General features: G+C 71.5%; 21 protein-coding genes and 1 pseudogene. 2 read left to right on the forward strand and 20 right to left on the reverse strand.

From position 1 onward, the window contains the following. Window positions 1-93 precede the first annotated feature (93 nt). The 12 genes from H7H31_RS04800 to H7H31_RS04855 form a co-directional block, all read right to left on the reverse strand. Entirely contained in the window at window positions 94-2,925 is a 2,832-nt protein-coding gene (locus H7H31_RS04800; protein WP_187064364.1) for a DEAD/DEAH box helicase, read from the reverse strand. Between the two features lie 126 nt (window positions 2,926-3,051). Then, on the reverse strand, window positions 3,052-3,942 hold the full coding sequence (locus tag H7H31_RS04805; protein ID WP_187064365.1) for a diacylglycerol kinase: 891 nt from the start codon (window positions 3,940-3,942) through the stop codon (window positions 3,052-3,054). 17 nt (window positions 3,943-3,959) lie between these two features. Then, window positions 3,960-4,931, reverse strand: coding sequence for a twin-arginine translocase subunit TatC (gene tatC / locus H7H31_RS04810; protein ID WP_232109685.1), 972 nt, complete (start codon window positions 4,929-4,931; stop codon window positions 3,960-3,962). Window positions 4,932-4,994: 63 nt separating this feature from the next. Then, a complete protein-coding gene (gene tatA / locus H7H31_RS04815) occupies window positions 4,995-5,294 on the reverse strand; it encodes a Sec-independent protein translocase subunit TatA (protein ID WP_176164873.1) in 300 nt (99 codons plus the stop codon). Window positions 5,295-5,536: 242 nt separating this feature from the next. Beyond that, complete coding sequence (locus tag H7H31_RS04820; RefSeq protein WP_176164872.1) at window positions 5,537-5,740, reverse strand: hypothetical protein; 204 nt, start codon at window positions 5,738-5,740, stop codon at window positions 5,537-5,539. Between the two features lie 158 nt (window positions 5,741-5,898). Further along, a complete protein-coding gene (locus H7H31_RS04825) occupies window positions 5,899-6,147 on the reverse strand; it encodes a hypothetical protein (RefSeq protein ID WP_176166544.1) in 249 nt (82 codons plus the stop codon). A gap of 276 nt (window positions 6,148-6,423) precedes the next feature. Then, the gene (locus tag H7H31_RS04830) at window positions 6,424-7,377 is read right to left on the reverse strand and encodes a helix-turn-helix transcriptional regulator (protein ID WP_187064366.1); all 954 of its coding nucleotides are present in this window, start codon (window positions 7,375-7,377) and stop codon (window positions 6,424-6,426) included. A 16-nt stretch (window positions 7,378-7,393) separates the two neighbouring features. Beyond that, window positions 7,394-8,389 (reverse strand): helix-turn-helix transcriptional regulator, encoded by a 996-nt coding sequence (locus H7H31_RS04835; protein ID WP_176164870.1) that lies wholly within the window; start codon window positions 8,387-8,389, stop codon window positions 7,394-7,396. A 191-nt stretch (window positions 8,390-8,580) separates the two neighbouring features. Next, window positions 8,581-8,955 (reverse strand): FKBP-type peptidyl-prolyl cis-trans isomerase, encoded by a 375-nt coding sequence (locus H7H31_RS04840; protein WP_187064367.1) that lies wholly within the window; start codon window positions 8,953-8,955, stop codon window positions 8,581-8,583. Window positions 8,956-8,994: 39 nt separating this feature from the next. Further along, entirely contained in the window at window positions 8,995-9,993 is a 999-nt protein-coding gene (locus H7H31_RS04845) for an FKBP-type peptidyl-prolyl cis-trans isomerase (protein ID WP_187064368.1), read from the reverse strand. A gap of 130 nt (window positions 9,994-10,123) precedes the next feature. Beyond that, window positions 10,124-11,485, reverse strand: coding sequence for a Pup--protein ligase (gene pafA, locus H7H31_RS04850; protein ID WP_187064369.1), 1,362 nt, complete (start codon window positions 11,483-11,485; stop codon window positions 10,124-10,126). Window positions 11,486-11,494: 9 nt separating this feature from the next. Continuing rightward, window positions 11,495-12,766, reverse strand: a complete 1,272-nt coding sequence (locus H7H31_RS04855) for an MFS transporter (RefSeq protein ID WP_187064370.1) — start codon at window positions 12,764-12,766, stop codon at window positions 11,495-11,497. 547 nt (window positions 12,767-13,313) lie between these two features. Here H7H31_RS04855 and H7H31_RS33430 point away from each other — a divergent pair. Further along, window positions 13,314-14,309 carry a LacI family DNA-binding transcriptional regulator gene (locus tag H7H31_RS33430; protein ID WP_197995990.1) on the forward strand — a complete coding sequence of 332 codons (996 nt, stop codon included), beginning with the start codon at window positions 13,314-13,316 and terminating at the stop codon, window positions 14,307-14,309. Window positions 14,310-14,374: 65 nt separating this feature from the next. Here H7H31_RS33430 and H7H31_RS33680 read toward each other — a convergent pair. The 6 genes and pseudogenes from H7H31_RS33680 to arc all read right to left on the reverse strand — a co-directional run. Next, a pseudogene (locus H7H31_RS33680) lies at window positions 14,375-14,660 on the reverse strand (Lrp/AsnC family transcriptional regulator); the annotation flags it as partial. Window positions 14,661-14,857: 197 nt separating this feature from the next. After that, window positions 14,858-15,739, reverse strand: coding sequence for a proteasome subunit alpha (prcA, locus tag H7H31_RS04865; RefSeq protein WP_232109686.1), 882 nt, complete (start codon window positions 15,737-15,739; stop codon window positions 14,858-14,860). Window positions 15,740-15,795: 56 nt separating this feature from the next. Further along, window positions 15,796-16,641: a proteasome subunit beta gene (prcB, locus tag H7H31_RS04870; RefSeq protein WP_176164862.1), complete on the reverse strand. Its 846-nt coding sequence runs from the start codon at window positions 16,639-16,641 to the stop codon at window positions 15,796-15,798. A gap of 242 nt (window positions 16,642-16,883) precedes the next feature. Next, entirely contained in the window at window positions 16,884-17,102 is a 219-nt protein-coding gene (locus tag H7H31_RS04875; protein WP_176164861.1) for a ubiquitin-like protein Pup, read from the reverse strand. Between the two features lie 130 nt (window positions 17,103-17,232). Continuing rightward, window positions 17,233-18,744: a depupylase/deamidase Dop gene (gene dop / locus H7H31_RS04880; RefSeq protein WP_372455085.1), complete on the reverse strand. Its 1,512-nt coding sequence runs from the start codon at window positions 18,742-18,744 to the stop codon at window positions 17,233-17,235. Window positions 18,745-19,014: 270 nt separating this feature from the next. Beyond that, window positions 19,015-20,781 (reverse strand): proteasome ATPase, encoded by a 1,767-nt coding sequence (gene arc, locus H7H31_RS04885; protein WP_187064372.1) that lies wholly within the window; start codon window positions 20,779-20,781, stop codon window positions 19,015-19,017. Between the two features lie 240 nt (window positions 20,782-21,021). On the opposite strand from arc, the gene H7H31_RS04890 reads away from it, so the two are divergent. Then, window positions 21,022-21,360, forward strand: a complete 339-nt coding sequence (locus tag H7H31_RS04890) for a ferredoxin (protein ID WP_176164859.1) — start codon at window positions 21,022-21,024, stop codon at window positions 21,358-21,360. Between the two features lie 324 nt (window positions 21,361-21,684). Here H7H31_RS04890 and H7H31_RS04895 read toward each other — a convergent pair whose 3' ends face one another. Continuing rightward, complete coding sequence (locus tag H7H31_RS04895) at window positions 21,685-22,320, reverse strand: hypothetical protein (RefSeq protein WP_187117786.1); 636 nt, start codon at window positions 22,318-22,320, stop codon at window positions 21,685-21,687. A gap of 248 nt (window positions 22,321-22,568) precedes the next feature. Then, entirely contained in the window at window positions 22,569-23,519 is a 951-nt protein-coding gene (locus H7H31_RS04900) for a tRNA (adenine-N1)-methyltransferase (protein WP_187061400.1), read from the reverse strand. Window positions 23,520-23,685: the final 166 nt, after the last annotated feature.

Below are 23,685 nucleotides of genomic sequence, written 5' to 3' on the forward strand. Positions count from 1 at the left end.
CCGTCGGGGAGCGGCGCGCCGGGCGCAGGTGGTGGGCGGCGGACACATCGGCCAGGCCAGGCCGCCCAGCGGGGCGAGCGCCGGCCCGCCGGCTCAGCCCACCGACGAGTAGGCCACGACCCCGCGTCGCAGGCCGTCCACGGCCCTGCGGGCGTTGCGCGCCACGGTGCCCTCCGGCGGGGCGGCCACGGCGATCTGCCCCAGCACGTCGATGAGCTGCTTGCACCAGCGCACGAAGTCGCCGGCCGGCATCTCCACCTCGCGCAACACGTCGTCCAGACCGTGTCCGGAGGCCCAGCGGTAGGCCGCCCAGGCGAAGCCGAGGTCCGGCTCGCGTTGGCCGACGCCCTCCGCCTGGTTGATCCGGTGGTTCTCCTCCAGCGCGTCGAGGCGGCCCCAGATCCGCACCATCTCGGTGAGCGCCTGCTTCGACTCCCCGGTGGGCAGCTTGGGCGCCACCGCGTCGTCCGCCGCCCGCGCCTCGTAGACCAGCGCCGACGCGCACGCCGCCAGCTCCGCGGGCTTCAGGCCCTCCCAGACCCCGTCCCGCAGGCACTCGCTGGCCAGCAGGTCCAGCTCGCCGTAGAGCCGCGCCAGCCGCTTCCCGTCCTCGGTGACCTCGTCGTCCTGGAGGTAACCCAGCTCGGTCAGCAGCGCACAGATCCGGTCGAAGGTGCGCGCGATGGTGTTCGTACGCCCCTCGATGCGCCGCTCGAGCTGCCGGGTGTCCCGCCGCAGCCGGTGGTACCGCTCGGCCCACCGGGCGTGGTCCTCACGCTCCGCGCAGCCGTGGCAGGGGTGGGCCCGGATTTCCGTGCGCAGCCTGCTGATCTCGGTGTCGTCGGCCGCCGCCGAGCGCTCCTTACGGCGGCGGTGCGGCTCGTGGTGGCCGGCCTTGGTACGCAGCGCGGAGGCCAGGTCGCGACGCGACTGCGGGCTGCGCGCGTTGAACGACTTGGGGATGCGCATCCGCTCCAGCGCCTCCACCGGAACCGGGAAGTCCATCGCCGCCAGCCGCTTGACCTGCCGCTCCGCGGTGAGCACCAGCGGACGTGGCCCGTCGTGGTACTCGAAGCCGCCACGGTGCCCGCCCGCGCGCCCCGCGGGCAACCCGGGGTCGAGCACCAGGGCGAGCCCGGCGTACTTCCCCGCCGGCACCTGGATCACGTCGCCCGGCTTGAGCTTCTCCAGCGCCGTGGCCGCCGCCGCACGGCGCTGCGCCGCGCCCTGCTTGGCCAGCTCCGTCTCCCGGTCGCTCAGCTCGCGCCGCAGCCGGGAGTACTCCTCGAAGTCGCCGAGGTGGCAGGTCATCGACGCCCGGTAGCCCTCCAGACCCTCCTCGTTGCGCTGCACCTGCCGCGAGATGCCGACGACCGCCTTGTCCGCCTGGAACTGCGCGAACGAGGTCTCCAGGAGTTCGCGCGAGCGGTGCCGACCGAACTGCGAGACCAGGTTGACGGCCATGTTGTACGAGGGGCGGAAGGAAGAGCGCAGCGGGTAGGTGCGGGTGCCCGCGAGGCCGGCGAGCGCCGTCGGGTCCATCGCGCGCTGCCACAGCACCACCGCGTGGCCCTCGATATCGATGCCTCGCCGCCCCGCGCGGCCGGTGAGCTGCGTGTACTCGCCGGGGGTGATGTCGGCGTGCTGCTCGCCGTTCCACTTGACCAGCTTCTCGAGGACCACCGACCGCGCCGGCATGTTGATGCCCAGCGCCAGCGTCTCGGTCGCGAACACCGCCTTGACCAGGCCCTTGACGAAGAGTTCCTCGACGACCTCCTTGAAGGTCGGCAGCATCCCCGCGTGGTGGGCGGCGATCCCCCGCTCCAGGCCCTCGAGCCACTCGTAGTAGCCCAGCACGTGCAGGTCCTCGTCGGGGATGGACGCCGTACGCTCCTCGACGATGGTCCGCACCCGGGCCCGCGCCGCGTCGTCGTTCAGCCGCAGCCCCGCGAACAGGCACTGCTGCACGGCCGCCTCGCAGCCCGCGCGGCTGAAGATGAAGGTGATGGCGGGGAGCAGCCCCTCCGCGTCCAGCCGGTCGATCACCTCGGGTCTGCTCGGGGTCCAGATCCGGCTGCGCTGGCGGCGCTCGCGCTCCCGGTCGGCCTCCCGCATGGAGCGACCGCGCCGCTTGTCCCCGCCGAAGCTGGGGCGGCTGTTCTCCATCCGGGCCAGCCGCACCAGGTCGGGGTTGACCTCGCGCCGGCCGGTGCCGGGCTGGCCCTCGGGGCTGTCCTTCTCCTCGAAGAGGTCGTATATCCGCCGGCCGGCGAGCACGTGCTGCCACAGCGGGACCGGGCGGTGCTCGGAGACGATCACCTCGGTGTCGCCGCGCACCGTGTCCAGCCAGTCACCGAACTCCTCGGCGTTGGAGACGGTCGCGGAGAGCGAGACCAGCGTCACCGACTCCGGCAGGTGGATGATGACCTCTTCCCAGACCGCGCCCCGGAACCGGTCGGAGAGGTAGTGCACCTCGTCCATGACGACGTACCCGAGGCCGTCGAGGGAGCGGGAGCCCGCGTAGAGCATGTTGCGCAGCACCTCGGTGGTCATCACGACCACCGGTGCCTCGGAGTTCACGCTGTTGTCGCCGGTCAGCAGGCCGACCTTCTCGGCGCCGTAGCGCTCCACGAGGTCGCTGTACTTCTGGTTCGACAGCGCTTTGATGGGCGCGGTGTAGAAGCACTTGCGGCCCCGGGTGAGGGCCAGGTGGACGGCGAACTCGCCCACGATCGTCTTACCGGAGCCGGTGGGGGCGGCGACCAGGACGCCCTTGCCGGCTTCGAGTGCTTGGCACGCCTCGATCTGGAACGGATCGAGGCCAAATTCGTACATCTCGCGGAACGGAGCGAGAGCCGTGGCCTGGTCGGCCGCCCGGAGGCGGGCCTGGGCGTATCGCTCGGCGGGAGATAGCTCGTCGGTCATCGTACGTACGAGCCTACCGGCCACCTCTGACAACGCACTCGATCTTTACCAGCACCTGGGACGCCACCGGCCCCGGCCGGAGTCCGCCCTCCCCCACGGTCCGCTGCCACCCGGCCGCCCCGGAGGTCAGCCGCCCAGCAGCCGCACGGCGCCCGGCACGGTCACGGCCGTCAGCGGCAGCGGCCCCAGCGGCTCCCCGTCGGCGTAGCCGGTGAGCCCGGGCGCCGCCAGCGAGACCCGCGCCGCGCGGTAGGTGGTCACCGCCGGGTGGCCGAGATGCGTGCCCCGGTAGACCCGTGGGAAGACCCGCAGCAGCGTGCCGCGGGTGCACGGGCCGACGACCGTGATGTCGAAGAGCCCGTCGTCCAGCCGGGCACCGCCGCATATCCGCATCCCGCCGCCGTACGAGGTCCCGTTGCCGACCGCGATCAGCGTCGCCTCGACCTCCCGTTCGGGCCCGTCGTCCAGCCGCAGCCGGTACGGGAAGGTCCGCAGTCCGGCCAGTTCCGCGACCATCGCCAGGTCGTACCGGAAGCGGCCGGTGGGCCAGCGCATCCGGTTGCCGCGGTCGTTGACCCGGGAGTCGAAGCCGGAGGCGAGGACGGTGCCGAAGTACGTCTCGCCGGCGAGGCCGACGTCCACCGGCCGCCCGCCGTCGGACTTGAGGGAGGCCGCGATCAGTCGGGCCGCGGCGCCGGGGTCGCGCACCGGCAACCCGGTGGCCTGCGCGAAGTCGTTTCCGGTGCCCACCGCCACCACGCCGAGCGGGGTGCCGGTGCCGGCCACCGCCTGGAGCGCCAGCGAGGTCATGCCGTCGCCGCCGACCGCCACCAGCGCCCCCGTGCCGCCCGCGACCGCCGCGCGGGCCCGGCTCAGCGCGTCATCGGCGTCGGCGCCCAGCACCGTCCGCACGCGGAACCCCGCGTCGCGGAGCACCCGCGCGGCCGGCTGCGCGGCCCGCGCGCCACGGCCACGGCCCGCCGTTGGATTGACGAAGAGAGTGATGTCGCTGGTCACGCACGGAATCTACCGGCTTATGTGAAGTCGTCGTAGCCGCTGCGCCGGCCCGCATCCGTGCCGCCGCGCTCATCGCCCGTCGCGCCGCCGGCCGAGACCGTCTCCACGTCGTCCACCGCCTCGGGGACGTGGCTCTGCGACGCCTCGTCGTCATCGACGCCGAAGTCGGGATCGTTGGCCCGCTGCTTGGCCTTGCGCCGGTCGTTGATGAGCGAGACGCCCACCGCGACGAAGTACAGCAGCGTGACGGGCCCGGCGAGGGCGAACATGCCCACCGGGTCGGTGCTCGGCGTCGCCAGGGCGCCGAACACGGTGATGCCCATGATCATGCCGCGCCACCAGCCGAGCATCCGGCGTCCGGTGACCACGCCACCGAAGTTGAGCAGCACCAGGACCAGCGGCAGTTCGAAGGCGAGACCGAAGACGACGACCATGCGGGTCAGCAGGTCGATGAAGTCGTCCAGGGGCAACAGGTTGTCGGCGCCCTCCGGGGTGAAGTCGAGCAGCACCTCGGCGGTCGTCGGGAGGATCGCGTACGCGAAGAAGCCGCCGCCCACGAAGAGCGGCACCCCGGCGGCCACGAAGGCCATCGAGTACTTCTTCTCCTGCTTGTGCAGACCGGGCGCGAGGAACGCCCAGAGCTGGTACAGCCAGATCGGCGTGGCGAGCACCAGGCCGGTCATGAAGGAGACCTTGAGCATGATCGTGAACGGCGACAAAAGGCCGTTCACGGTGAAGTAAGCGCACTTCTGGTCGCCGTCCTTGGCGGCCTCCAGATCGGAGACGGAAAGACCGCCACAACCGACCGAGTCCAAGACCGGCTTCATCAGGAAGTCGACGATGTCCTTGTAGTAGAACAACGCGACGGCCGTCACCAGACAGATCGCCAGGACCGCCTTGAGAAGCCTGTTGCGCAACTCACGCAGGTGCTCCGCGAGGGGCATCCGCCCCTCGGGGTCCTTCTCCTTCTTGCGGGCAGGCTTGAGCAACCCACGTCCTCATCTCGTGCGGCAGACGACGGCCGTCGGCCATCGCCTCAGTCGGCCCTGGATTCAGCGCTTCGTCGTGTGGTCGCTCGGCTCGTTCACCGGGCGGGAGCTGCTCACGTCGCCCGGCGCCGCCTGGATGGTGCGGTGCCCACCGGCCTGGTCGGCGGTGTCTTCGGGGTGCGCCGGCTCGGCCGGGGCGGGCTGCTTGCCCTCCGACTTCATCGCCTTGGCCTCGCTCTTGAGGATGCGCGCGGACTTGCCGAGCGAACGGGCCATGTCCGGAAGCTTCTTCGCGCCAAAGAGCAGAATGACGACGACAAGAATGAGGATGATCTCGGGGGCACCGATCTTTCCACCGAACATAAGATTTACCTTCTCACCGAGGCGGCTGGGGTGGCTGTCCGACCGGTCGGACGCGGGAGTCCGGCAGCCGTTGTGGCAGCGATCGTAACGCGGCGGGGTAAACGGGTGGCAATCCCCGGGCGTACTCCCGATTGCGTCCCCGGGCCTCGATACCAGGGCCGCGCCCCTCAGCGTACCGTTCGTTTGTTCCCCAGAGCAGAGCGCCTGAACTGCGCTAACGCGGACGGGGGGTCGGACGGGGCTCAGCGCCGGCGCAGTCCGTCCACCTGAGCGGCGAGCGGGCCGGTGGCGCGTTCCAGGTCCTGCGAGGCCCGCGCGATCCGGTCCGAGCTCTCCCCCACCTGCCGCGCCAGCCGCCGCACCTCCCGGTACACCCGCGCCGCGAGGACGGCGAGAACGGCGAGTCCGCAGAACGCGAGGGCGATAGCAAGCATGGGCCAGAGCATGGAAGGCAACCTACCGTTCACCCCGCCCGGCCAGGCAACCGCCCGCCGGCCCCACCGAACCGCCCCCGCTTCGCCCGCGGGTGACCCGGGTCACGACACCGCCGCCACCGCCCCGACCGGGGCCCGCCAGGCGCCGGCCCGACCGCGCCGTCGCGGCGCTACACCGCCGAGTGCAGCCGCAGCGTGCTGACGCCGCCGCCGGTCAGCAACTCCACGATCCGCTCGCCCGCCGGCTTGCGGACCGCGGTGCCGCAGTCCGGGCAGGTGAAGGAGTAGAAGGTGGTGCGCGTGGTGCCGCCGACCACCAACCGCAGGGCATCGGCCCCCAGCTCGAAGCTGCCCCGGCACTGCGGGCACCCGGCCTTGAAGATCACTGGGGTGGCTCGCCGCGTCGCCCGCGCCGTCATCTGTGCCCTCCGCTCGCCGTACGTCCACTCCACCGCGCGCACACCGGCCGTGCGCCCGCCGCGCGCGGCCCACCGCCCGACAGCGGTCGCCCTCGGTCGACAGCGCTCCGCTCACCGACCGCCAGCCCCCGCACGCGCCCGGTCACACTCGCCCGCGCGGCGCCCATCCGATCACGGCCGGGCCCCGGTGCGCATCCATCGCGTTCCGCTTCCGCCCGTACGCCCCAAACGTCGCCCCTCAAGAGCCGGCGTACGCCCCGTAACGCGACCGCGACGTCACTCGCCGTAGGCGGCCAGGGCCTCGCGCGCGGCGTCGCGCGCGCTGTGGGCCAGCTCCAGCGGGGTCGTGATCCGGCCGTCCTTGCCCAGCCGCAGCCCGAGGCGGCGCAGCGAGCCGGGGTCGGGGGTGCGCAGGGTGATGCGCAGGCCGCCGTCGGGCAGTTCCTCGGCGCTGTCGTGCGGGTAGTACTCGGCGACCCAGCGACCGCCGGGACCCACCTCGACCACCACCTCCGGGTCCTCGGCCGCCGGCTGCACCAACCCCTCGGACAGGTCGCGCAGTTCTATCGGCGGCGGGTCGGAGACCTCGTCCAACAGCTTGATCTCGGCCACCCGGTCGAGCCGGAAGGTGCGCCGGGCCTCGGAGAGCCGGCACCACGCCTCCACGTAGGTGTGGCCGACGGCGAAGAGCCGGATCGGGTCGACCTCGCGCTCGGTGAGCTCGTCCCGGGCGGGCGAGTAGTAACGCAGCCACAGCCGCCGCCGCTCGGCGATGGCCCGGTCCACGTCGGCGAAGACGCCGCCCTCGGACTCGAAGATGACCGAGAGCCGGGAGCTGGCGCCGGCCGCCTCGCCGGCCGCCGCCTCCAGCTTCGCCGTCGCACGCAGCAGCGCCTGCCGGTCGCCCTCGCGCAGCCCCGGCAGGGTGGCCACCGCGCGGGCGGCCACCAGCAGCGCGGTGGCCTCGTCGGCGGCCAGCCGCAGTGGCTCGGTGTCGGCGCTGTTGGGGTTGTGCCACCAGATGCGGTCGCCGTCGGTGTCTATGTCCAGCAGGTCGCCGCCCCGGAAGCTGGTGCCGCACATCGGCAACACGTCCAGGTCGGCGATCAGCTCGTCCTCGGTGATGCCGAAGGCCCGGGCGACGTCGCTGACGCGCGCGCCGGGGCGCTCGCGCAGGTAGGTCACCAGCGACAGCATGCGCCGGGTCTGGTCGATGGCGTTGGTAGCCATGGTCGGTCCGTCCCTCTCAGCCGTTGGCCACGGCGCGCAGCCGCTCCACCACGTCGGCCCGCAACTCGGCCGGTTCCAGGACCACGACGTCTGGCCCGAACTCGACCAGCCAGGCGTCCAACCCGTGCCCGTACGGGATCTCCAGCTCGTCCCAGCCGGCCGGCTCGCCGTCGGCCGCGCCCTCCTCGGACACCGGCCGGATGCTGATCGCCTTGGCCCGCAGCGGGTAGCCGTGGCCGGCGCGCAGCCTGATCCGGGCGGTGCTGGTGGCGGTCTCGCCCGCCCAGGTCTCCACCGTCTCCCGGACCGTCACGTGGTCGGGCACCTCGGCCGTGAAGGCGCCGGCCCGCGAGCGGACCCGGCCGGTGATGCGCGAGAGCCGGAAGACGCGCTCGGCCGCGCGGTCCCGGTCCCAGCCGGCCAGGTACCAGTGGCCGCGCCAGCACTCGAGAATCCACGGCTCGACGGTGCGCCGCTCCGGGCGCGCGGCGTTGGACTTGCGATAGTCGAAGACCACCGGGCGGCGGTCGCGGCAGGCGAGCATCAGCGGTTCGAAGGCCGCCTCGTGGGTCGGGATGCGCGGTTCGAGGGCGCTGTGCGGCTCGCTCGCGTACGGCTCGTCGGCCAGCGGCATCCCCGCGGCCCGCAGCTTCTGCAACGCGCCGCTGGCCGCGCCCGCGAGCCTGGCCTGCTGCCAGACCTTGGCGGCCAGGCCGAGCGCGGCGGCCTCCTCCGGGTCGAGGGTGATGGGCGGCAGCCGGTTGCTGTCGCGGCGGGCCAGGTAGCCCAGCTCGCCGTCGATGCCGTCGACCGTCTCGATGACGAGCCCCAGCTCGCGGAGATCGTCCTTGTCCCGCTCGAACATCCGGTTGACGGCCTCGTCGCTACCGGTGGCGTCGGCCTCCAGGTACGCCTCGATGGACGACCTCAACTCCCGCTTGGTGAGCGGGCGCCGGGTTTCGAGCAGACACAAGGCCAGGTTCATCAACCGCTCGGCCTTGGCAATGGCCATCGACGCCCTCTTCTCGAAGTGCAGCTCTCCTACGACGGTGACCGTACCGCTCCCGCTCGCGCGGGTGAAAGCCGAGGGCCCGTGGCCCGAGCGAGGTGCTCGGGCCACGGGCCCTCGGTGGCCGCGCGCGGCGGCCGTACGACTGGCTCAGCGGGCCGCGCGGGGGCGGTCGCGCCGTGCGCCGGGTCGGCTCAGACGGCGACCAGGTCGCACACGAAGATCAGCGTCTCGCCGGGGGCGATGCGACCGCCGCCGGCGCCGGTGTCGCCGTAGGCCAGGTGCGGCGGGATGGTGAGCTGACGCCGGCCACCCACCTTCATGCCCTGCACACCCTGGTCCCAGCCGGGGATGACCTGGCCGGCGCCGAGCTGGAAGGAGAGCGGGGTGCCGCGGTTCCAGCTCGCGTCGAACTCCTCACCGGTGCTGAAGGCCACTCCGACGTAGTGGACCTTGACCGTGTTCCCGGCCTGTGCGACAGCGCCGTCGCCTTCCCAGATGTCCTTGATCTCAAGGTCGGCCGGCGGCTCGCCGCCCGGGAAGTCGATCTCAGGCTTGTCGATGCTCACGAAAAACTCCTCGCTTACGGGTGGGCAACCGGGACAGTCTTACAGAATGGCGAGGATGTCGACGGCGAAGACCAGCGTGGAGTTCGGCGGGATGCCGTCCTTCTTCTCCTTGCCGTAGCCCTTGTCCGGCGGCACCACGATCAGCACGCGGCTGCCCGTCTTCTTGCCCGCGAGCCCCTCGGTCCAGCCGGGGACGACCTGCTGGAGCGAGAACTGGGCGAGCTGCTTGCTGGCGTAGCTGGAGTCGAACTCCTTGCCGCCGTCCCACAGGACGCCCTTGTACTGGACCATGACGGCGTCCGTCTTCTTGAGCTTGGGGCCGTCGCCTTCGAGGATGTAGTTCGATACGACCTTGGTGGGGGCCTTGCCCTTCGGCACCTCGATGGTGGGCGGCTCGCCGTCCGTCTTGACCCCCACGACGGGCAGGGCCTTGTCGGTCTGCTCGACCTCCTTGCCCTGCGCCGAGCTCTTGGTGTTGTAGGAGCCGACGATGTCGACGACGAACACCAGGGTGTCGTCGCCCTTGATGCCCGCCTGGGGGTTGCCCTCGGAGCCGTAGCCGAGGGCCGGCGGAATCGCGAGCTGGACCCGGCTGTTCACCTTCTTGCCGACCAGGCCCTGGTCCCAGCCGGGGATGACCTTGCCGACCCCGATCGGGAAGACGGCGAGCTTGTCCCGGTCGTACGAGTTGTCGAAGACCTTGCCGTCCTTCCACTTCTGGCCGAGGTAGTTCACCTGCAGGAAGTCGCCCGTCGCGACGGCCGCGCCCCGGCCGGGCACGAGGGTCTTCACGGCGAGGTCGGGTGAGGGCTCGCCGGGCCCCTTGGCCATGGCGGGTTTCTGACCGAACTCCTTGCCCTTGGTGATGTCGGGCAGCGGCCCTGCCACGATCTTCCCGGTCGGCTCCGCCGTGGGGGACTTCGACGTATCGACCTTGTCGGCCTTATCGGCCTTGTCCTTGTTGTTCTCGTCGTCACCGCAGCCCGCGAGCGCGAGCAGGCCGGCGGGTACGGCGAGGAGTACGGAGCGTCGGCGCACGGAATTCCTCGTTCAGTCGAAACTGGATGTGGGCAATGCGCGCCACTCTACGACGTGCACGGGGCCTCGCACGAGGAACGCGCGAGGCCCTGTGACGCGCCCGAAGGCGCCGTGCTGACGGTGCGGTGACTTACATTCCGGCGATGAGCTTCTCCACTCGATCGTCCACCGACCGGAAGGGGTCCTTGCACAGCACGGTGCGCTGTGCCTGGTCATTGAGCTTGAGGTGCACCCAGTCGACGGTGAAGTCGCGGCGCTGTTCCTGAGCCCGTCGGATGAAGTCGCCACGCAGCCTGGCCCGCGTGGTCTGTGGCGGTACCGACTTGCCCTCGAAGATCTTCACGTCGTTGCAGACCCGGGCCGCCTGGCCCTTGCGCTCCAGGAGGTAGTACAGGCCCCGGCGACGGTGGATGTCGTGGTAGGCGAGGTCTATCTGGGCGACCCGCGGATGCGACATGGTGATGTTGTTCTTCGCCCGGTACCGCTCGATGAGCTTGTACTTCATCACCCAGTCGATCTCGGTGGCGATGCGGTCGAGGTCCTCGGTGCGCACCGCCTCCAGCGTGCGGCCCCACAGTTCCAGCACGCGTTCGACGGTGCCGGTCCTGATGCCGCGCCGCTCGCAGAAGTCGACGGCCTTCTCGTAGTACTCCTGCTGGACCTCGAGCGCGGACGCCTCCCGCCCGCTGGCCAGCCGCACCTTGCGTTGACCCGTGATGTCGTGGCTGACCTCGCGGATGGCCCGAATGGGGTTCTCCAGGGTCAGGTCGCGCATGACCGTGCCCGCCTCGATCATGCGCAGCACCAGATCGGTCGCGCCGACCTTGAGCAGCATGGTCGTCTCGGACATGTTGGAGTCACCGACGATGACGTGCAGCCTGCGGTAGCGCTCCGCGTCGGCGTGCGGCTCGTCTCTGGTGTTGATGATGGGGCGCGAGCGGGTGGTGGCGGAACTGACGCCCTCCCAGATGTGCTCGGCGCGCTGGCTGACGCAGTACACCGCCCCGCGCGGGGTTTGCAGCACCTTGCCGGCGCCGCACAGCAACTGTCGGGTGACGAGGAAGGGAATGAGAATGTCGGCGAGCCGGGAGAACTCGCCGTGCCGGGCCACGAGATAGTTCTCGTGACAACCGTAGGAGTTTCCCGCTGAATCGGTGTTGTTCTTGAACAGATAGACGTCGCCCGCGATTCCCTCCTCGTGCAGGCGGCGTTCCGCGTCGACCAGCAGACCTTCCAGGATGCGCTCGCCGGCCTTGTCATGGGTGACCAGCTCGGTCACGTTGTCGCACTCGGGAGTTGCGTATTCCGGGTGCGAGCCCACGTCAAGGTAGAGGCGGGCGCCGTTACGCAGGAAGACGTTGCTGCTGCGGCCCCAGGAAACGACTCGGCGGAAGAGGTAGCGCGCCACTTCGTCAGGCGACAGTCGGCGCTGTCCCCTGAACGTGCACGTGACGCCGTACTCGTTCTCCAGCCCGAAAATGCGGCGGTCCATGACTGAACATTACGCCTGATGACCCGCTCTGAAACCGGGTTCGACGGCACCGTTTCGATCATTTTCCGCCCCCGCGTCACCGCCCGTTGGGGCACTTGCCCGTACGGCGTCACCAGCGAGGAAGCGGCGGCAACCGACCAGCACCAGCAGCGCGGCGATGCCCGCGGCGCCCGGCGCGACGAATCCGGCGACCACGCCGCCCAGTTCGACGGCCGGCCCCGCGGCGGCCGTGCCGACGGCCGCGCCGACGCCGAAGGTGGTCACCAGCCAGGAGAACGCCTCGGTGACGGTGCCGCGCGGCGCGTGCCGGTCCACGACGACGAAGGCGCAGGCGAGGGCGGGTGCCAGGAAGACGCCGGCGATCCCGGCCAGCACGGTCATGGCCACGACACCGGGCACCAGCACCAGCGGCACGTACCCGACCGCGAGCGCCGCGACCAACAGCAGCAGCCGCCGCTCCGGCTCTCCCGACCAGGTCCGCGCGCCGTAGCAGACGCCGCCGATCAGCGCGCCGACGCCGAGCGCCGAGAGCAGGTAGCTGGAGACCATGCCGCCGCCGTGCTCGTCGGCGTACGCCACCGCCGCCACGGCGATCGAGCCGAGCGCCAGGCCGACGAAGAGGAACGAGCCGATCAGGACCAGGATTCCGGGGGACCGCAGGGCCCCGAGCCAGTGCGCCTCGCGCGGCGCGGAGCGCCAGGCGCGGGACGGCTCGGACGCGACCACCCAGAGCGCGCCGAGCACCCCCACCACGTTGATGACCAGCAGCGCCGCCGCCTCCGACCAGGCCGCGACCAGCAGCGTGACCAGCAGCGGGCCGACCGAGAACATCACCTCCTGCGCCACGGCGTCCAGCGCGTAGGCGGCGTGCACCTGCTCGTGACGCGGCAGCACGTGCGGCCACAGTGCCCGGAGCCCGCCCTCCAGGGGCGGCGTGCAGACCCCGGCGAGCACCATCGCCGCGTACGCGACGGGCAGCGGGTCGAGGCCGACGAGGGCGAAGAGCACCATGCCGAGGCCGGAGGCGACGGCGGCCGGGAGCATGACGCGGGGCTGCCCGTACAGGTCCACGGCCCGGCCGAGCAGCGGCTGTCCGACGGCGGTGCCGATGCCGTAGACCGCCGACAGGGCCCCGGCCAGCGCGTAGCTGCCGCCCTCCGAACGGGTGAAGAGCACGATGGCGAGCGCCGCCGTGGCGTTCGGCAACCGGCCGATGAGCGTGCCGGTGAGCAGTCGCGCCGCGTACCTGGTCCGCAGCAGCTCGCCGTAGCCGGTGGCCATGGCCACTCCCTCCGCCCCGCGCCGCGTGGCGTCCCGGAGCCGTCAAGTGTTACGTATAACGGAGCGCCGTCATACGTACCATGGCCGCTGTCAGCGGGTCTACTCGGTTGCGCCGCCGGGCCGGCGCCGACCGGCGCGGCCGGGACGGCCGGCCGCCCCGCGCGGCCCGGCGACGGCGGCGGCCCCGGACGGGTTCGCCTCGGCAGGCACGGCACGGCAAAGAGACGGAACAGCGGTGACAGACACGGCGGGCCCCGGCCCCGAACGCGCCCCCGGGCACCCCGCACGACGGACCGGCGCGGGTGACGCGACACGCCCCGCGACACCCCCGCAGCGGCCCCAGGCGGCCGGCCCGGCGCACGCGACCGGGCTGGCCCACCCCTACGAGGCGGCCGGGGTCGCCGGGGCGGTCGCGGAACCCGCCGGTACCCCACGCGCGGTGGCGCCCCCGGCGGCCGGCATCGGCGAGGTGCGGGGCGGCGCGCGTGCGACAGGCGCCCGGCCGCCGGCCACGCAGGCCGTCTCGGGCCGCCCCACCAGCCGGGACGTGGCCCGCGTCGCGGGCGTCTCACAGGCCACGGTATCCCTGGTGCTCGGGGACAAGTGGCGGGGCCGGGTCTCGCCCCGGACGGCGGATGCCGTACGGCAGGCCGCGCGGGAACTGGGCTACCGGCCCAACCTGGCCGCCCGCCACCTGCGGCTCGGCCGTACCAGGACGGCCCTGCTGGTGGTGCCCGCGCTCAGCAACGAGTTCTTCGCCCGCGTCTACGCCGGCGCCGCCGAGGTCGCCGCCGCGCACGGCGTCGGCGTCGTGCTCTACCCCTCGCCCGAGGGCATCGGCCCCGCCCGGGACCCGTTCGGCTCGGCGCAGGCCACCCTCGACGGAGTGATCGCCTCCTCCATGGCGGCCGACGCGCTCGCCGCACTGCGCGGGGACGGGCTGCCGCTGGTGATGCTCGACAGCAACCCGGACCGGGACCGGGCCGCCGCGACCGTCAACGTCGACATCGAGGCGGGCATGGGGCGGCTGGTGGAGCATCTGCTCGCCCTCGGGCACCGGCGGGTCGCGCACCTGGCCGCCGCCGTGGACTCCTGGACCTTCCACGTGCGCGCGGCGGCCCTGGCCACGGCCCTGCGCGCGATGCCGGGCACGTCCGTACACACCGAGTACGCGCCGCTCTCCGTCGCCGGCGGGCTGTCGGCCGCCGAACGGGCACTGGCCGCCCCCGGCGCCCGTCCCACCGCGCTGGTCTGCGACGACGACGTCCTGGCCGCGGGTGCGTGCAAGGCGGTGCGGCGACTGGGGCTGCGCGTCCCGCAGGACGTGTCGGTGACCGGCTTCGACGACGTGTCGCTGGCGACCGCGGTCGAGCCGGAGCTGACGACGGTGCGGCTGCCGGCCGAGGAGGTGGGGGCCGCGGGCATGCGCGCCCTGCTGGCCGTCCTGGACGGCGGCGTACCCGACGTGACCAGGCTCCCGGTCGAACTCGTCCCCCGTGCCTCCACCGCCGCTCCCCCATCGGAGCCCGCCGCCCCGGCGTGAGCGCCGGCTCGACGGCTCAGCCGGCGGGCCCGTCGGCCGCTGGCGTCGCCGGGGAGGCCGTGCCCCGAGATCGGGCGGCCGGGCAGCGGGCTGGAGTAGACGACGCTGGCGGTGAGGGAGCCCAGGGTGGCGATGCGGCCCGTGCGGCGCTCCAGATGGCGCGTCGAGCGGGCGACCACTTGAGGACGAAGCACTCCTCGCCGGTCACTCCTCGCCGGTCACGTGGTGGGCTTCGACGGTCTCCGGTGTGGTGACGAGCAGGTCGTGGAAGGGCTCGTAGCTGCCCGTGGGGTAGCGGAGGCGGACGAAGGCCAGGCTGTCCAGGCCCAGCGCCCCGGGGCGTACCAGAGCACGGCCCCGTCCGGCGCGCGGCCGACCCGCTGACGGCGCCGGTCGGCTCGGCCCATCGCGCCTGTGAGGACGCCGCGGCCTCCGCGCCGGCACCCGTTCACCGCCCGCGAGCCCGTGCCACGCACCGCGCCCCGGCACGTGGGTCAGGCCACGTGCCGGGGCACGGTGGTGCGCGGTGTGCGCTCGCCCGTGGCGGGCTACTTCTTCTCGTCGTCCGCTGACGCGTCCGGGTCGACCTTCGGCGCGCCCTTGGCCTTGCCGGCCGGCTTCGCCGGTGCCTCCTTGGCCTCCGGCGCGTCCTCGGACGCGCCCGCGCTGGTGTCCGTGGGAGCGTCGTCGGGCGCCTCGTCCCCGTCGGCGCCGGAACCGGTCGCCGCCGCGTCCTCCTCCAGCAGCCGGGAGAGCTGGCTGCCGAGGATGCGCTTGAACTTGCGCTGCTGGGGGCGGGTCCGGTCCAGGACCGCGACCTCCAACTGCTCGGCGGTCAGGCTGCGCTCGCCGCCGTTGTTGTCCCGGGACAGCGACTCCACGGCGAGCTTCAACGCCTCGCCCAGGGTCATGTCGTCGCGGTGGCGCTGATCGAGGTAGTTGCCGATCTGATCGGAGTTGCCGCCGACCGCGACCGAGCCGTGCTCGTCCACGATCGAACCGTCATGCGGCAGCCGGTAGATCTGGTCGTCCTCGGGGCCGGGCCCCACCTCGGCGACGATCAGCTCGACCTCGTACGGCTTCTCGGCGTTGCTGGAGAAGATCGTGCCCAGCGTCTGCGCGTAGACGTTGGCCAGGCCGCGGGCGGTCACGTCCTCGCGGTGGTAGGTGAAGCCGCGCAGGTCGGCGTAGCGCACGCCGCCGATGCGCAGGTTCTCGAACTCGTTGTACTTGCCGACCGCCGCGAAGGCGATCCGGTCGTAGATCTCGCTGACCTTGTGCAGTGCGCGGGACGGGTTCTCGGCGACGAAGACGATGCCGTCGGTGTACTGGAGCACGACAACGCTGCGACCCCGCGCGATGCCCTTGCGGGCGTACTCGGCGCGGTCGGCCATGGCCTGCTGGGGTGAGACATAGAACGGCGTCGACACCGGCTATCCGTCCCTTTCTGTCAGTGGCGAGTGCATGGGCGAATCTTCCCTGTCCGTCAGAGAACGGCGGCCCGGGGGCCGTCCGGCTGCTGGAGCCGCCCGTCGTGCACGGCCCGCGCGATCTCGGACACCTCGGACTCGGCCAGCCGCCGGAAGCCCGCGTCGGTGATGACGGTGACGATCGGGTAGATCCGCCGGGCCAGGTCGGGCCCGCCGGTGGCGGAGTCGTCGTCCGCCGCGTCGTAGAGCGCCTGCACCACGGCAGTCGCCGCCTGATTTTCCGTCAGGTCCTCGCGGTAGAGCTTCTTCAGCGCTCCCCGGGCGAAGACCGAGCCCGAGCCGGTGGCCGCGAAGCCGTACTCCTCCGAGCGCCCGCCGGTGATGTCGTACGAGAAGATGCGGCCCTTGCCGCGATCGACGTCCCAGCCGGTGAACAGCGGCACCACGGCCAGGCCCTGCATGGCCATGCCGAGGTTGCCGCGGATCATGGTGGACAGCCGGTTCGCCTTGCCCTCGAGGGAGAGCTGAACGCCCTCGACCTTCTCGAAGTGCTCCAGCTCCAACTGGAAGAGCTTGACCATCTCCACCGCGAGGCCCGCCGTGCCGGCGATGCCGACCGCCGCGTACTCGTCGGCCGGGAAGACCTTCTCGATGTCGCGCTGCGCGATGACGTTGCCCATGGTGGCCCTGCGGTCACCGGCGAGCACCACGCCGCCCTCGAACGTCGCCGCCACGATCGTGGTGCCGTGCGGGGCCTCGACGGCGCCGCGCACCTCGGGCAGCGGCCGGTTGCCCGGGAGCAGCTCCGGCGCGTGGTCGCCCAGGAAGTCCATGAACGACGAGGAGCCAGGCGTCAGGAAGGCAGCAGGTAGACGCCCAGTGATACGAGTGTTGGCTTCCACAAGTTTCCTTCCAGATATGCGATGACCCGGCGGTACGCCCGGGCCGGTCGTCAACGTCCCCTTGGCCGCATCGCGGTTGAAGCTCCGTACGCCCGGGACCCTACCCGTCCCATGACGTTGATCCACATGCGCGGTGGAAACGGTCGGGCAGATCGTCGGAGCATCCGCCTGACCGCCACCACCACGGCCCGCGCCGCGGGCCCGAACCCCCTCAGCGGGAGGGTCGATCAGGTGCGCCGGACCTACTGGCCGCCCTTTTGCACGAACGAGCGGACGAAGTCCTCGGCGTTCTCCTCCAGGACGTCGTCGATCTCGTCCAGCACGGAGTCCACGTCGTCCGAGAGCTTCTCCTGCCGCTCCTTCAGGTCCTCAGCGGCCTGTGCGTCCTGGGCCTGCTCGTCGACCTCCTCCTTGGAACGCGTCGCTCGCTGCTGCCCACCGTCGGTGTCCTTGGTCGCCATATCCCTCACCCCGCTCGGTTCGACGTACAAGATCAGACCCTACAAGCCGGGCCCGACATCGGGCCCGTACTTGCTACAACGTTCGAGAACCACCTCGATGATTCCCTGATCCCTCGCCTCTCAGACGCGATCAGCCGCTCGACAGCACGCGGACCAGGTCCTCGGCCGTGCGGCAGCGGTCAAGCAGCTCCTTGACGTGGTCGCGGGTGCCGCGCAGCGGTTCCAGGGTGGGCACCCGCTGGAGTGAGTCGCGACCGGGCAGGTCGAAGATCACCGAGTCCCAGGAGGCCGCCGCGACGTCGTCCGCGTACTGTTCCAGGCAGCGCCCGCGGAAGTAGGCCCTGGTGTCCTCCGGAGGCTTGCGCTCGGCCCGCTCGACCTCGTCCTCCGTGAGGATGCGGGACATCTTGCCGCGCGCCGCGAGACGGTTGTACAGGCCCTTGTCCGGGCGTACGTCCGCGTACTGCAGGTCCACCAGGTGCAGCCGGGCCGCGTCCCAGTCCAGGCCGTCGCGGCGCCGGTAGCCCTCCAGGAGCTCGCGCTTGGCGACCCAGTCCAGCTCGCCGGCCAGGCTCATCGGGTCGCGCTCCAGGCGGCCGAGCACGTCCTCCCAGCGGGTGAGGACGTCCTTGGTCTGCTCGTCCGCGTCGGCGCCGTAGCGATCCTCCACGTACTTGTGGGCCAGCTCGAAGTACTCCATCTGGAGCTGTACGGCGGTCAGCGTGCGACCACTACGCAGTGTGACGAGGCGTCGCAGCGTGGGGTCGTGGGAGACCTGGTGCAGGGTGCGCACCGGCTGGTCGACGGCGAGGTCGACGGCGATGAAGCCGTCCTCGATCATGGCCAGCACCAGCGAGGTGGTGCCCAGCTTGAGGTAGGTCGAGATCTCGGACAGGTTCGCGTCGCCGATGATCACGTGCAGCCTGCGGTACTTCTCGGCGTCCGAGTGCGGCTCGTCCCTGGTGTTGATGATGGGCCGCTTCAGCGTCGTCTCCAGGCCCACCTCGACCTCGAAGTAGTCCGCGCGCTGGCTGAGCTGGAAGCCGTGGTTGCGGCCGTCCTGCCCGATGCCGACCCGGCCGGCGCCCGTGATCACCTGCCGGGAGACGAAGAAGGGCGTGAGGTGGCGAACGATGTCCGAGAACGGCGTCGCCCGCTTCATCAGGTAGTTCTCGTGGGTGCCGTAGGAGGCGCCCTTGTTGTCCGTGTTGTTCTTGTACAGCAGGATCGGCTGCCCGCCGGGCAACTGTGCGGCGCGCTCGGCGGCCTCGGCCATGATCCGCTCGCCTGCCTTGTCCCACAGCACGGCGTCCCTGGGATTGGTCACCTCGGGCGAGCTGTACTCCGGGTGCGCGTGGTCCACGTACAGCCGCGCCCCGTTGGTGAGGATGACGTTGGCCAGCCCGATGTCCTCGTCCGTGAGCTGGCTGGCGTCCGCGGACTCGCGGGCGAGGTCGAAGCCGCGGGCGTCCCGCAGCGGGTTCTCCTCCTCGAAGTCCCAGCGGGCGCGGCGCGCCCGGTGCATCGCCGCCGCGTAGGCGTTGACGATCTGGGACGAGGTGAGCATGGCATTGGCGTTCGGGTGGCCGGGGACGGAGATCCCGTACTCCGTCTCGATTCCCATTACTCGCCGTACGGTCATGCGGCCCTCCTTGCCCGGCGGCGCCCACCGGTGAGGTCGGCGCTCAAGTACCGCTGCGCGTCCGATGCGTGTGCGGTCCCCGATCCCCCACCTCGCGGCGCTGCGGTACCGCAGAGCCTAGAACGGCTGAGCGGTGGTGGGGAGATCATTACAGTCATTGCTCCAGTCGTTGTCCACGCGCACTGGCCGGAGAAAAGCATCCGGCTGCGGACGCCCCCAGGGTTCCCCGCCCGAAGCGGGGAGTAGGACATCCGCAGCCGGAGTGCGGTGCTACAGGTACTGACCGGTGTTCGCCACCGTGTCGATGGAGCGGCCGGTGTCCGCCCCCTGCTTTCCGGTGACGAGCGTACGGATGAAGACGATCCGCTCGCCCTTCTTTCCAGAGATCCGGGCCCAGTCGTCCGGATTCGTGGTGTTCGGCAGGTCCTCGTTCTCCTTGAACTCGTCCACGCACGCGGCGAGCAGGTGGGAGACCCGAAGGCCCTTCTGGTCGTGGTCGAGGAATGCCTTGATGGCCATTTTCTTGGCCCGGTCGACGATGTTCTGGATCATCGCGCCCGAATTGAAGTCCTTGAAGTACAGGACCTCCTTGTCACCATTGGCGTAGGTGACCTCGAGGAAGCGGTTCTCCTCGGATTCGGCGTACATCTGCTCGACGACCGACTGGATCATGCCGCTGACCGCCGCCTGCCGCGATCCGCCGTGTTCGGCCAGGTCGTCGGCGTGCACCGGCAGCGTGGGCGTGAGGTACTTCGAGAAGATGTCCTTGGCCGCCTCCGCGTCCGGACGCTCGATCTTGATCTTCACGTCGAGCCGGCCGGGGCGCAGGATCGCCGGGTCGATCATGTCCTCGCGGTTGGAGGCGCCGATGACGATGACGTTCTCCAGGCCCTCCACACCGTCGATCTCCGACAGGAGCTGCGGGACGATGGTGTTCTCCACGTCCGAGCTCACGCCCGAGCCACGGGTGCGGAAGAGGGAGTCCATCTCGTCGAAGAAGACGATGACGGGCGTGCCCTCGCTCGCCTTCTCACGGGCCCGCTGGAAGACGAGCCTGATGTGCCGCTCGGTCTCACCGACGTACTTGTTGAGCAGCTCCGGACCCTTGATGTTCAGGAAGAAGCTCTTGCCCGCCGGCTTGCCGGTCACCTCGGCGACCTTCTTGGCAAGGGAGTTGGCCACCGCCTTGGCGATCAGCGTCTTGCCACAGCCGGGCGGGCCGTACAGCAGGACGCCCTTGGGCGGCCGGAGTTCGTGCTCCTTGAAGAGGTCAGGGTGCAGGTACGGAAGCTCGACCGCGTCCCTGATCAGCTCGATCTGGTTGCCCAGGCCGCCGATCTTGGTGTAGTCGATGTCCGGAACCTCTTCGAGGACGAGCTCCTCGACCTCGCTCTTCGGGATGACCTCGTACACGTAGCCGGAGCGCGGGTCGAGCAGCAGGGCGTCACCGGGGCGGATGACCGCGTCGAGCAGCGGCTCGGCCAGCCGCACCACGCGCTCCTCGTCGGTGTGCCCGATCACCAGGGCGCGCTCGCCGTCCTCGAGGATCTCCTTGAGGGTGACGATGTCCCCGGCGCGCTCGAACTCCATGGCCTCGACCACGTTGAGCGCCTCGTTGAGCATGACCTCCTGGCCACGCCTGAGCTCGTCGAGCTCGACACTGGGGCTGACATTGACCCGGAGCTTTCGGCCACCGGTGAAGATGTCCGCCGTGCCGTCCTCGTTCGCCTGCAAATACACACCGAAGCCGGCCGGTGGCTGCGCCAGCCGGTCGACTTCCTCCTTGAGGGCCACGATCTGGTCACGTGCCTCACGGAGGGTATTGGCAAGCCGTTCGTTCTGTGCGGAAACGCCTGCGAGGTTGGTCTGCAGCTCGACGATCCGCTCTTCGAGAATCCTCGTGTGCCGCGGAGAGTCGGCGAGCTTGCGGCGCAGGACGGCGATTTCCTGCTCTAGATAGGCAACCTGGCCGGCAGGGTCCTCAGACCCCCGCCCCGGCCGGATGCCGCGGTTGATGTCGTCGTCGTGGGCTGCCACGGTCCTCACCTCCTCCAAGGGGAGCTGGACGCTTCCAGACCCTACCTGGGCCGGTGCGGGTTGAAACCCCTAGATCACAAACCGTTCGGGGTGTGTCCGATCTTCACCCTTGCGCACATCCTCACGCCAGGGGAATACCCACCCAACAACATCGGAAAGCGGGCGGTTGTATCGTCGGGTTGGTCAACACCCGTCAGTGCTGGCTTCAATTGGTTCACCCGCGCAGGAACGGCAGGCGAAATGACCGCACAGAACGAGGTCTCCGACACCGAAACGACGGCCGCCGCATCCGAGGCTCTTGAGGTGTGGATCGACCAGGACCTGTGTACCGGCGACGGCATCTGTGCGCAGTACGCGCCCGAGGTCTTCGAGCTCGACATCGACGGCCTGGCCTACGTCAAACCGCCCGTGGCGGCCGGCGAGGAGGCCGAGCTGCTCTCCGCGCCCGGCGCGACGGCCCCGGTGCCGCTGCCCCTGCTCGCCGACGTCAGGGACTCCGCGAAGGAGTGCCCTGGCGACTGCATCCACGTGCGGCGGGTCGCCGACAAGGTCGAGGTCTACGGGCCGGACGCCGCCTGAGCCGCCGCCCGGCCGGCCCGTCCCCCGGGCGCCGCGAGACCGCGGGCGAAGGCGCCGAGCGGCGGCTGTGGCGGGGTGGGCGGTCGTGGTGAGCGGTGGGACCAAGGGTCGCGGGTTCCCGGCTCGTGCAACTCGCGGCCCGGCGGCCGGCCGGCCGTGGCCTACCGGCTCAGCCAGCGGCCGGGCTGTCGCTGTGCGCCGTACGGCACGACGCCGCGGAGGTCGGCCCGGCCTGTGGCCGCGGGCTCAGGCGGGCGGGGCGGTCTGGGCCTGGTACGTGCCGTACGCGGCCGAAAACCGCCCGTGCCGATCGTGTCGCGGCCCTCAGACGCTCCCCGGCAGCGGCATCGCCTTCAGGACGAACTTGTCCTCCTGCCAACGCCAGTTGACGTTGCGCTCCAGGTCCGGACAGCAGCGGGGCACCTGCTGCGACGAGTAGCCGAGCAGCGTGGCCGAAACGGTGGCGTCGCGGAGCGTGAGGCGCTGCACGCTCATGCCCTCGGTGGGCTTGAGGAACGTGCTCACCACGCGCGGCTTCGCGCCGTGCTTGCCCGCGGAGTTGCTGGCGGGCGCTATCACGTAGATGCCGCTGGGCGGGGTACCCAGCTCCGAGTGGCAGCGCACCACGGCCACCGTCTCGGGCCGACCGTCGCCGTCGAGGTCGCCCGACGCGTGCTGGACGACGTCCACCGAGGCCCGTCCGCAGTCCACCGGGTAGGCCGCGGCGCGGGCGTCCGGGGCGGACGCGGTACGGGCGGGCGGGGGCGCGCCGCGGTCGGGGGTCGCCGTGGCGTCCGACGGTTGGAGCGCTACCGAACCCCCGACCACGGCGGTGAGGGCGAGCGCGGTGGCGATCCAGTGCGCCCACCGGGTGCGCGTGTGTGGGAGGCCCGCATCGGGGCCCGCACCGGGCGCGGCGCTGGACGAGGGGGCGGACGCAGAGCCTGCCGAGGGCTGCACGCGGATAACTCCTGTGAGCGTCGTGGCGTCGGGGGTGGCCAGCATGGTGCCACACGTCACACCCCGCGGGAACAGCGGGGTGGTGGCTGGCGCACTTCACCTAACGACGCGGCGCCGCCGACGGTTCCCCTGGCGGGAAGTCGTCGGCGGCGCCGGGTGGTTCGCGCTGCGTACGGTGGCGCGTGGTGCGCGGGACGTACGGGTTGCGGGTGGTGCCGGAGCGAGACCGGGGTGCCGTGCGGTGGCGGTTACTCGCTCGTGGCGGGGGGCTCGGTGGCCGGGCTGTCCGACGCGCTCGTGACGCCGCCGGACTGACCCCGGCCGGGGCCGGTGTAGTCCTCGCCGTAGGCGCCCTTGGCCGGGCGGCGGCGGCGCAGCGGCGGCTCGACGCCGTCGGCCAGGCGGCGCGCGGTGAGCAGGAAGCCGGTGTGCCCGATCATGCGGTGGTCGGGGCGCACGGCCAGGCCCTCCACGTGCCAGGTGCGGACCATGGTCTCCCAGGCGGAGGGCTCGTTGAAGGTCCCGTGCTCCCTGATCGCCTCGACGGTGCGGGCGAGCTGGGTCGTGGTGGCCACGTACGCGCACAGGATGCCGCCGGGCACCAGGGCCTTGGAGACGGCCTCCAGACACTCCCACGGCGCGAGCATGTCGAGGATGACCCGGTCCACGTCGGTGTCCGACAGGTTGTCCTGCAGGTCACCGACGGTCAGCTCCCACGCGGGGTGCGGGCCTCCGAAGTAGCGCTCGACGTTCTGGGTGGCGATCTCGGCGAAGTCGGCACGGCGCTCGTAGGAGTGCAGCATGCCCTGGTCGCCGATGGCGCGCAGCAGGAAGCTGCTGAGCGAGCCGGAGCCGACGCCGGCCTCCACCACCCGGGCGCCGGGGAAGATGTCGGCCATCGCCAGGATCTGCCCCGCGTCCTTGGGGTAGACCACGGCGGCTCCGCGCGGCATGGACAGGACGTAGTCGGGGAGCAGGGGGCGCAGCGCGAGGTAGGCGACGTTCCCGGTGGTACGGACAACACTGCCCTCGGGAGCACCGATCAGCTCGTCGTGCGGGAAGGCACCCTTGTGGGTGTGGAAGCTCTTCCCGGCTTCGAGCGTGAAGGTGTAGTGGCGTCCCTTGGGGTCGGTGAGCTGGACCTGGTCCCCGACCTGGAAGGGCCCGCGACGGCGGGCGGCACCGGTCGGTTCGGACATGTGACCAGCCTACCGGTCTGTCGCCGGACCACCGACCGCGCCGCGGACCGGCGGCTTCCGCGCGCTGGCCGCAGCGGGTGCCGGGCCCCGCCCCCGGCCTGTGACGCGCGGCTCGGGTGGGCCGGAACGCGGGCTCGAGCGGGCGGGCTCGCGGTCGGGCGCCGGG

The sequence above is a fragment of the Streptomyces buecherae genome, assembly GCF_014295035.1.
In the GTDB taxonomy this organism is placed as follows: domain Bacteria; phylum Actinomycetota; class Actinomycetes; order Streptomycetales; family Streptomycetaceae; genus Streptomyces; species Streptomyces youssoufiensis.